At 38.3% G+C, this 10,699-nt stretch carries 8 protein-coding genes and 1 pseudogene; 4 read left to right on the forward strand and 5 right to left on the reverse strand.

Annotated elements, in window-relative coordinates:
• The 3 genes and pseudogenes from FTU75_RS17685 to adeS form a co-directional block, all read left to right on the forward strand.
• Positions 1–129: pseudogene (locus FTU75_RS17685) on the forward strand (IS1 family transposase); the annotation flags it as partial.
• A gap of 269 nt (positions 130–398) precedes the next feature.
• Complete coding sequence (gene adeR / locus FTU75_RS17690; protein ID WP_032073130.1) at positions 399–1,127, forward strand: efflux system response regulator transcription factor AdeR; 729 nt, start codon at positions 399–401, stop codon at positions 1,125–1,127.
• Positions 1,117–2,223 (forward strand): two-component sensor histidine kinase AdeS, encoded by a 1,107-nt coding sequence (adeS, locus tag FTU75_RS17695; protein WP_032073131.1) that lies wholly within the window; start codon positions 1,117–1,119, stop codon positions 2,221–2,223. Before adeR ends, adeS begins: the two co-directional genes overlap by 11 nt.
• Before the next feature lie 103 nt (positions 2,224–2,326).
• Here the strand turns inward: adeS and FTU75_RS17700 are convergent, their stop codons facing one another.
• The 3 genes from FTU75_RS17700 to FTU75_RS17710 all read right to left on the reverse strand — a co-directional run bounded on the left by FTU75_RS17700 (position 2,327) and on the right by FTU75_RS17710 (position 8,219).
• Entirely contained in the window at positions 2,327–3,841 is a 1,515-nt protein-coding gene (locus FTU75_RS17700) for an MFS transporter (protein WP_032073148.1), read from the reverse strand.
• A gap of 113 nt (positions 3,842–3,954) precedes the next feature.
• Entirely contained in the window at positions 3,955–7,059 is a 3,105-nt protein-coding gene (locus FTU75_RS17705) for a multidrug efflux RND transporter permease subunit (RefSeq protein ID WP_373684854.1), read from the reverse strand.
• On the reverse strand, positions 7,056–8,219 hold the full coding sequence (locus FTU75_RS17710; protein WP_032073150.1) for an efflux RND transporter periplasmic adaptor subunit: 1,164 nt from the start codon (positions 8,217–8,219) through the stop codon (positions 7,056–7,058). Before FTU75_RS17710 ends, FTU75_RS17705 begins: the two co-directional genes overlap by 4 nt.
• A 426-nt stretch (positions 8,220–8,645) precedes the next feature.
• On the opposite strand from FTU75_RS17710, the gene FTU75_RS17715 reads away from it, so the two are divergent.
• Positions 8,646–9,242, forward strand: coding sequence for a LysE family translocator (locus FTU75_RS17715; protein WP_074163998.1), 597 nt, complete (start codon positions 8,646–8,648; stop codon positions 9,240–9,242).
• Between the two features lie 27 nt (positions 9,243–9,269).
• Here FTU75_RS17715 and FTU75_RS17720 read toward each other — a convergent pair whose 3' ends face one another.
• Positions 9,270–10,088, reverse strand: a complete 819-nt coding sequence (locus tag FTU75_RS17720; RefSeq protein ID WP_032073151.1) for an AraC family transcriptional regulator — start codon at positions 10,086–10,088, stop codon at positions 9,270–9,272.
• A 328-nt stretch (positions 10,089–10,416) separates the two neighbouring features.
• On the reverse strand, positions 10,417–10,699 hold a 283-nt coding region (locus tag FTU75_RS17725), incomplete at its 5' end, for a DDE-type integrase/transposase/recombinase (protein ID WP_113484827.1).

A 10,699-nucleotide genomic window follows, 5' to 3' on the forward strand; every position in this document is an offset into this window, starting at 1 on the left:
AAAGTTTTACGTACTTTAACTGAATCAACCTATGAAATTCAGCCTCAGCAAAGTCATTATGAATCTCTCGAAGTAGATGAGTTCTGGAATTTTGTTGGAAATAAAAAGAATAAACAATGGCTTATTTTTGTTCAAAAGTCATATTTTACCTCGGAGAAACCGGACATTTTTATTGGTGAGAATATAGACACTTTAAATGGGTTCTAACACTCTCGTTTCGTATAACAGCCATTATGTTAAATGAATGATAATTGACATTTTGTTCATTAATACTGATATGCAACGAATTTTATTATATGTCACCCCTCAATTACAAATATAAATGACTGCTCGTCTAATCATCTCCATTACACAATTAAATGTTAAAATGCATAGCTACTTCATCTAAGATAAAATATATGTATCCAAATCTACAGCACAGCTTCGAAAACAGCGTCATTCTCGTTGTAGAAGATGATTATGATATTGGTGACATTCTTGAAAAATACATAAAAAATGAAAACATGCAGGTCATCCGTGCATTGGATGGACAACAAGCTTTAGAGTGCCTAAAAGCCAACTCTATCGACCTGATTCTCCTTGATATTAAATTACCCAAACTAAATGGCTGGGAAATTCTACAAATCATCCGTCAAACAAGTCATTTACCTGTCATTATGCTGACTGCCTTAGATGATCAAGTGAATAAGATCATGGGGCTAAAAATGGGTGCTGATGACTTTATTATTAAGCCATTTAACCCAAACGAAGTGATTGCACGAATACAAGCCGTACTTAGACGAAGTACAAGCCAAAATATGGAAATAACTAATATTATTCGTTATAGAAATATTGAAATTAATCCAGATCATCATCAAGTTTACATTTCAAATGGTCAAAGAAATCAGTTGCTCAACCTTACGTTAACTGAGTATAAGATACTGTTTTTGATGGCAAAAACACCGAATAAAGTCTTTACACGTAATGAATTGATCCAAAACTGTATGCCTGAAAGTGATGCTTTAGATCGCACTGTAGATAGCCATATCAGCAAATTACGCAAAAAACTTGAAGAAAATGATGTAAATGGCTTATTAATCAATGTCCGTGGCGTGGGGTATCGCTTAGATCAAAATCATGAAATTTAACTTTTTTAAAAATTCTGTTGGAATTAACTTCCAGTTTATTATCATGATGAGCCTATTCAATTTAGGCATTACGCTGTTATCTTTCATGATTGGCTATTTTGTTTATAGCTGGGCGATAAAAATAGGTTTTCTAAATACACAAGTTATTAATTCAAATGAATTTTCAGTTACCTCCGTTGACTTTATCTGGCTGTTTTTAGTGCTATTAACAGGCTTTTTTCTTTCTACTATCCTCGCCTTTAAATATGGAAAACGCTATACACAGCCAATTAGTGATTTAGCAGATGTTATTCAACAAATTCAACAAGGCAATTTAGCACTCAGAATTAAACAGCCACATCATGATATTCCACATGAAATCAAGTCTCTTATTGAGAACTTCAATGAAATGGCAAACCAACTTGAAGTATCAGTTAAGAATTCAACTGTTTGGAATGCTGCAATTGCACATGAATTACGAACACCTGTGACAATATTACAAGGTCGCTTGCAAGGTATTGTCGATGGTATATTTATTGCCGATAAAGCTTTACACCTAAGCTTATTGAACCAAGTCGAAGGCTTATCTTACCTTGTGGAAGATTTACGGACACTGACACTTATTGAAAATAAACAATTACGATTAGAACTAGAAAAGACCAATTTAAAAAATAGTATTGAAAAATGTCTGCAGATGTTTAATGAACGGTTTCATGTTAAAGGTTTAACTATTGTTTTAAATTTGACGGATAAATTGGTTTGCGTTGATATAAGAAGGATGGAACAGGTCTTTATTGCATTGTTCTCTAACTTTCTAAGATATTCGAATGCTGGAAAAATAAATATTACATCTGTAACCACAGCAGAACATTGGGTATTGACGTTTGAAGATGAAGGTCCTGGTATTGATGAATCGCATCTTAAACACCTGTTCAAACCCTTCTATCGACTGGAAGACTCTAGATCATGTCTAGATGGCGGTACTGGATTAGGCTTGGCAGTGATTGATGCAATTATTGAAGCACACCAAGGTCATATTTATTATTCTAAATCCAAAAACTTAGGTGGCAGCTGTTTTACTATTCAACTAAATCGTAAGACATCAACTCATTTATAATGTGTTAAGTTCAGATTAATACGGCTTAATTTAAACCATAAATTTAAGATAAATTGATGTCTGAACTTAACCATTCTGTTTGATGATCCTCAAATAAATTTCATCACAATGAATTCTCATCTCGATATTTAGCTAGCATAAAAAATACCACAATGGAGAGTATCCCGATGATAATCCCTGCTGTTAATAATAAATTAACATGAGCTGAACTGAAGGCAATTTTACCTGCGTTAATCAATGCTGTACCTTGTTCAACGGGTAACTGGCTCGCCACTAAATAGGTATCACCAATCGAAAGTCTGGCTTTTTCTGCTAAAACAGCAGTTAAATCTGACGGCACTTGAAGATGACTGCCAAATATATAGGCCATGAAAACACCAAATAAAGTAATACCTAGTCCTGTACCCAGTTCATAACCTGTACTTTCAAGTGAACCTGCCGCACCGCCCTTTTCTGCAGGTACTGAGCCCATGATCGCAATGGATGAAGCTGTTAAACCAATACTCAGTGTTAATCCAATCGAAGCTAAAATAAAGGGAACGATGATTCCCGGATGATGAAAATCTGAATAACTCAAACTGACCAACGCAATTGCTGCCAATATTAATGACATGGTCGCAACCAGACGGAGTCCAAATTTATTGGATAAAAAACCAGCAATAGGCCCGCCAATAGCGGCCGCAACCATAATCGGAACCATAAAAAGACCGGCTTGCAGCGGTGTTAAACGAATGACATATTGCAGCTCCATTGCCAAAGTTAACTCAACCCCTGCCAAAGCGCCTGCAGCAACCATTGCCATAATAATGCCGGCTAAAATAGCAGGACGTGAAAATAGCGAAAGATCTAGCATCGGCTGAGGAGAATTCAGCTGTTTGCGTACAAATATGGTTAATAAGCCGATAGATAAAACGACCAAAGGCAAGACAATCAACAACGACTGTTTACCGCCTAAGCCTGCTTTTAGTGCATATACAAACGAAATCAAACCGACAATCAGCAATAGCGCTTGACCAAATGCCCAATGTCCAGGGGTTATAGCTTCTTTTCGGGACAATAAGAAATAGCACATTGGTGCGACAACCAGCATGATTGGGACGTTAATCAGGAAAACTGAACCCCACCAGAAATATTCTAACAATCCCCCACCAATGAGCGGTCCAATGGCGGCACCGGCTGATCCGATTGTGCCCCAAATACCCAGCGCAATGGCACGTTCGCGACTGTCTTCGAAGGTTCTGCGAATAATACCCAATACACAGGGCATAATCATGGCACCGCCTAATGCTAATAAAGCACGTGCGGCAATCAGCATAGAAGCCGTTTGGGAAAATGCCGCAAGGACTGAGGCAATTCCAAATATAACCAAGCCAATCAGCAGAATCTTACGATTGCCGACACGATCAGCCAAAGTTCCCATCGGAACTAAAAGTCCAGCCATAAGTAATGGATAAATATCAATAATCCATAAGACTTGGTTACTTGTGGCACTCAGCGATTGGGTTAATGAGGGAACCGCAACATGCAGTACAGTCATATCAATCACAATCGGCAGAAATGCAAGCACGACAGCGAGCAATATCCACCAGCGTTTCGGATCAAGATTGGTAGCTTTCATGATTAAACCTATATTGATGGTTTATTAAATCAATTCTGAAATAAAGATGTAAATGAAAGATTTGTTGTGGGCTAAACTCGTTAACCCACAGCTTTTATTCTCAGTTTTGATGCTTAATGTGCCGCTTTACGTTTCGAGAATTTCTCAACCATGCTCAAGACGACAATAAAGAAAATCGGTACAAAAATAACAGCTAGAATTGTTGCGCTGATCATGCCGCCAAAGACGCCTGTACCAATCGCTTTTTGAGTTTCAGAACTAGCGCCACTGGCAATGACTAAAGGAATAACGCCACAGGTAAATGCCAAAGATGTCATTAGGATTGGACGTAAGCGCAATTTAGCGGCTGCAACGGTTGCCTCCACTAAACCCATTCCTTCTTCTCTTAGTGCTTTTGCAAACTCAACAATCAAAATAGCATTCTTTGCAGATAGACCAATAATCGTGATCATGCCGACCTTAAAGAAAATATCATTTGGCATACCACGTAACATTACTGCTAAAAAGGCGCCAATCAACCCTAGAGGGACAACTAGCATCACAGAGAATGGAATTGACCAGCTTTCATAAAGCGCTGCCAAGACAAGGAAAACGACTAACATCGACAACAGTAATAAAAACAAGGTTTGTGATTCCGACTGTTTTTCTTCTAGAGAAATCCCAGTCCACTCATAACCCACACCTTTCGGAAGTTGTTCAATCAAATTTTCCATCTCAGTCATGGCTTGTCCTGAAGATATACCTGCTGCTGGACTGCCAGAAATACTCAATGATGGACGACCGTTGTAACGATTGTATTGTTGTGGGGAATGTTGCCAAATTGGAGTAATTATTTCAGACATTGAAACCAATTTACCGCTTTGACTGTTCACCTTAATCTGAAGAATATCTTCAATACTCATGCGTGATTTGGCATCAAGTTGCACAATGACTTGCTGCATACGGTCATGATTTGGAAAATCATTGATATACATCGAACCCATTGAGGTTGAAATAATATCGGTCACATCACTGAAATTAACACCTAATGCCTGCAATTTATCTCTATCAATTTTAAGCTGTACAGAACTGCCATCTGGCAAACCTTCAGGATAGACCTCCGCCACGATTTTACTTTGTGCTGCTAATGCTAAAAGCTGATCTTGTGCTTCTCTTAAAGCAGGCATGCCAATATTGCCACGATCTAATAATCTCAGTGAAAAACCAGATGAGTTACCCAATTCATCAATTGCTGGTGGTAACACAGACATGGTTTGACCTTCTGAACTTTCAGCCATCGCTATATTGGCATTATTCACGACTTCTTGTGCCGTAATAGTACGCTCTTCGAATGGCAATAGATTGGTAAAATACATCGCTGTATTCTGACCAGATCCACTAAAACCAAAACCTAAGACCGCCATATTGTCTTTAATCCCCGTTTCTTGGTCTAAATAATTTTGAAACTCAGCAACGACTTTACGGGTACGTTCTTGAGTTGCATCCGCAGGAAGTTGAATCGAAGTCATAAACCACCCCTGATCTTCTTCTGGCATAAACGCAGTCGGAACGTGTTTAAAACTAAAAATCAGCACAATGACAATGCCTAAGAAACATAACATTGCGAGGGTTTTATGTTTAATTACTTTAAATAAACTGCGTTCATAGCGATTGTTCAGCTTCTCAAAACTGCGATCAAACGATGCAAAAACACCCTTTTTCTGATGGTCTTGATCAATCGGTTTTAACATCGTTGCACATAACGCAGGGGTTAATGTCAGTGCAAGGAAAGCTGAGAATAAAATTGAAACCGACATGGTAATGGTGAACTGACGATAGATAATCCCCACTGAGCCTGACGCCAATGCCATCGGCAAGAATACAGCGGCTAACACTAAGGTGATGCCAATAATCGGATTGGTAATTTCCTTCATGGCTTTAGATGTGGCTTCAACTGGAGATAAGCCTTCTGTCGCCATAATGCGTTCAACATTCTCAATGACCACAATCGCATCATCGACAATAATCCCGATCGCAAGCACCATACCGAACATGGTCAGCACATTAATCGAAAAACCAGCAAGCAGCATGACTGAGAATGTGCCAAGCAATGCAATCGGTGCAACAATCGCCGGAATTAAGGTGTATCGAACATTGTGTAAAAAGATAAACATGACAATAAAAACTAATGCCATAGCTTCAAGCAATGTCATGATTACTTTTTCAATCGAGATTTTTACAAAAGGTGCAGTGTCGTAAGGTATAGAGAATTTCATACCATCAGGCAGTGCTGAACCTAACTGTTCAATTTTCGCTTTAACACCTTCTGCAGTCTTGACAGCGTTGGCACCAGGACTCATTTGTATCGCCACAGCTGTAGAGGCTTTGCCATTTTCTAAAATCGCAAAGTTATACATCTGTGCCCCGATTTCGACACGAGCGACATCCGACAGTCGAACATTGGCGCCATTTTGTTGAGCACGTAAACTAATTTTCTTGAATTGCTCTACAGTTTCTAATTGACCTTGAGCAGTTAAAGGAATAGTAATTTGTTGCCCCGTCAAAGCAGGAACATCACCAATACGACCTGGTGATATCGGCAAGTTTTGGTTTTGGATGGCTGTATTCACATCTTGAATACTCAATCCATAAGAAACCAAACGATCTGGATCGACCCAAATCCGCATGGCTTTTTCAGCACCAAAATTTTGGACTTTACCAACACCGTCAACCCGCTTTAATTCTTCAATCACATAGCGAGTCATATAGTCACTGACATCAATTTCACTATATTTGCCATTCGGTGAACTTAAGCCCACCATCATTAAAAAACCAGACGACGCAGCATCGACCATCAGCCCTTGTTGTCGCACTGTTTGAGGTAAGCGTGACTCAATGGCTTTAATTTTGTTTTGCACATCAATTTGTGCAAGTTCTACATCTGTACCTGGTTTAAATGTTGCGGTGATTGTTGCTGTTCCAGAACTATCTGAACTTGAACTGTAATAAAGTAAGTTTTTGACACCTGACATTTCCCGCTCAATCAAGGTCACAACACTATCATTCAATGTTTTTGGCGTAGCACCTGGATAGATTGCCGTAATACTAATCTGTGGTGGCGCAACACTTGGGAATCGTGCAATAGGTAACTTGGGGATGCTTAGTACACCCAACAGAATAATAAATAAAGCAATCACCCATGCAAAAATAGGACGCCTAATGAAAAATTGGGACATTATTGCTGTCCTCCATTTTCCTTAATATTTGTAGGTTGCCACTGCTTAATTTTTAATTTTTGCTCAGGCTGTATACGATCAGCCCCTTCAACAATGACTTTCTCACCTGCTTGTAACCCTTGTTTGATCACATAGTTATTTTGATAACGTTGACCAAGCTGAACAGGCTTGCTTTGCGCTAAACCTTTTTGATTAACAATCGTAACATTGGCTTTACCACTAATATCATGTTGAATCGCTTGTTCTGGAACTAGGAGCGCATTTTCAACTTGAGCTCGGCTCATATTGACTCGAACATACATGCCTGGCAAAAGTTTTTGATTTTCATTATTGGCTAAAATACGGATTGTGACATCACCCGTATCAGGATCAACTTTAGTATCCGAAAATAGGATTTCACCTGTAACGTTATAAGGTTTACCCTGACTATTTAGGATTTCAACCGTATGTTTGGTATTTGACACGTCACCTTGCTGTAAAGCTTCCTGTAGTTTTTCATAATCACTAATTGATTGCTTTACATCAACATAGACTTTATTAATCTGTTGTATTACGGCCATTGCATTAGTATCACCTTGACCAACTAATGCACCCTCAGTCACTAAGATTTCACCAATCGTTCCCGAGATAGGGGCTGTAACAGTCGCATATTTAAGATTAAGTTGTTGTCTGCTTAACATGGCTTGCATTTGCGCCACATCGGCTTTTGCTTTTTGATAATCTGCTTCGGTATTGTTGTATTCCTGCTGACTAACCGCATTTACTTTTACTAATTCAGTGTAGCGTTTTAACAGCACCTGCAAACGTGTCACCTCAGCTTGTGCACGGTTTAAAGTGGCTTGATTGCTTTTTACATCTGCCTGAAATATTTCAGAATTCAATTTAAAAAGCGGTTGACCTGCTTGCACATAAGAGCCTTGCTTAAAAAGTACTTTATCAACAATTCCACCTACTTGCGGGCGAATTTCAGCAATACGGTAAGCGACAACACGGCCTGGAAGATTTTCAATTAAATTCATGGAATGCGGTAATACCGTGATGGTACTGACAACCGCTGGTGGCATTTCTGTTGGGGACTGTTCAGCATCTTTGGCTTGTGTACAGCCGATTAAAAGTACAGTTGTAATAAGTATTGAACCTATTAAATGATAATGTGTTGACATGCTTTTTCAGAGGGGGGGTTTTAGATACTACTATTTTGAAATAGCAGTGTTTATGAATTGCTGATGTTGTGTGGAGATTGTGTGGAGATTGTGTGGAGAGATTAAAAGATTTATTTTTTAATGACACGCTTAAACAGCGTGGCTTGTAAATTAGTATAAATAATTTTGTTGTTCTACAATTTTGATCGTATCTTAGTTTTTTCTCATAGTTCATGAACTTTAAAATTCTAAACCAAGACTAATATTTATATAAGCAATTGAAAATACAATACATAGTTTCTTTATACACTTATGAAGTGAACTTTAGGTGAACATAAGTTAAATAGAAATTTTTAATTAGTTCAGCACAAACGTACAATCTTTAAGGCCTATAACTCGATACCGTTCTCTCTTTGATGTTTATTGCTATCTAATTGAGTGAACTCTGTGGAAATATTTCTTTATACATTAAGCGTTATGTATAGCCCAGGCCCTGTAAATTTTATGGGGCTAAATTCTGGCCTTACAGGTCAATTAAAAAAGACTATAGGATTTTACCTAGGCATTGGTTTCGCCATGTTGATCTTATTCGTATTGTTTGGCTATATAGGTGAAGCTGTTATTCCACATGGATTGATTCATTATATTGCTTTAGCGGGTGCAATTTATACATTCTACTTGGCTATAAAAATGATTAGGGCGAATGTAGAAACAACTCAACAGCAAGAAAGCCATCTAACATTCTTAAATGGCTTATTTATTCAGTTATTAAATCCAAAAGCCATTCTCGTCATTCTACCTGTTACGACAATTATGTACCCTGCAGCCAAAATCACAGGAATCATGATCTTGATAGTTTCTTTACTGATTTCACTTGGTGCTGTTGGCGCACCATTCACCTATGCTCTGGTTGGAAAAGTATTAGGCAACAAAATTGCTAATCCTATCTGGTTTAATCGGCTAAATAAGCTGATGGGTATACTCTTGATTTTATCAGGGCTTTTTATGTTCAAAGATTTTCTTAATGGAATAAATCTGCTGTAGGACAAATTAGCCGTTCAAATCGAACGGCTATCTTTTAATATTTATCATTTTCCATTGAGTGGGAGTTAAACCAAATGTTTTTATAAAATGTCTGGTCATATGACTCTGATCAAAAAAGCCTGCATTTAAAGCAGCATTAACAATAGACTCCCCTTGAGCAAGGTAGAACTTAACTGTTTCTAAGCGACGCATGATCATATAACGGTGTGGGCTAGTTCCAAATAATAATCGGAAATCACGAGAAAGGCTCCAGCGGTCACGATCAGCATGTTTCTCTAAATCTGACAAACTTAAGTTTTCATGTGGATACGCCAAAATACACTCACGCGCTCTCTCTGCTGCCTTGTAGTCAAATTTTTTGTTTTGGTTAGATGAAGTATCTGAAATTTCACACAGTGTAGTTGCCAAATCAAATAGAGCATCTTCCTCTTCTAGGGTATCCATATAATTATTTATATTATTTAGAAAGCTATCCATTGCCCTAAACAGGCGAATATCATTACTTAAGCCATGTCTGATAAAAGGCAAAGGTTTACCCTTTAAAATGGTTTGGATCATCGCTGGTTCGATGTAAATCATTCTATAGCGATAGCCATCTAATGTTCCTGATTCACCATCATGCTTTTCATCCGGGTGTAGAACCATAGTCATGCCTGGCAAGCTATGTTGCAATGTACCTTTGTAATGAAAGTTTTGAACTCCGGAAAGAGTCCTGCCAATAGCATAAGTATCATGTCGGTGAGGTTTATAAGCATAATTGGAAAGAAATGCTTCAATTCTTTCTAATTTATGATTTTGAGTGGGGGATCTCACAATCCAATTATTTCCACTGGAGAAATCAGGCATAATTGATGGCCAATTTTTCGTAGATTCTATTGTAGATTATTTTTCACTTTTCCTAAAATTAACATAATACACGTTATACGTAATGCTTGATATTTCTCTTTAAATATCATTATATTAAAGCAAGCCGTTCTGAAATATAGGGCACCAGCAGAGCGGCTTTTTATTGATTATTCATGTTCCACGCTTAAAATTCGAACAGTGTTTCATGATTTTTATAAGTTAAACTAAATTTAGTTGCTAATCCCAATAAGCTATTCACTAACTTGTAAATATCGGGGCACTGTTGCAAAGTTAGCGATGAGGCAGCCTTTTGTCTTATTCAAAGGCCTTACATTTCAAAAACTCTGCTTACCAGGCGCATTTCGCCCAGGGGATCACCATAATAAAATGCTGAGGCCTGGCCTTTGCGTAGTGCACGCATCACCTCAATACCTTTGATGGTGGCGTAAGCCGTCTTCATGGATTTAAATCCCAGCGTGGCGTTGATTATCCGTTTCAGTTTGCCATGATCGCATTCAATCACGTTGTTCCGGTACTTAATCTGTCGGTGTTCAACGTCAGACGGGCACCGGCCTTCGCGTTTGAGCAGAGCAAGCGCGCGACCATAGGCG

It is taken from the genome of Acinetobacter sp. YH12140 (genome assembly GCF_013418475.1).
GTDB lineage: Bacteria > Pseudomonadota > Gammaproteobacteria > Pseudomonadales > Moraxellaceae > Acinetobacter > Acinetobacter amyesii.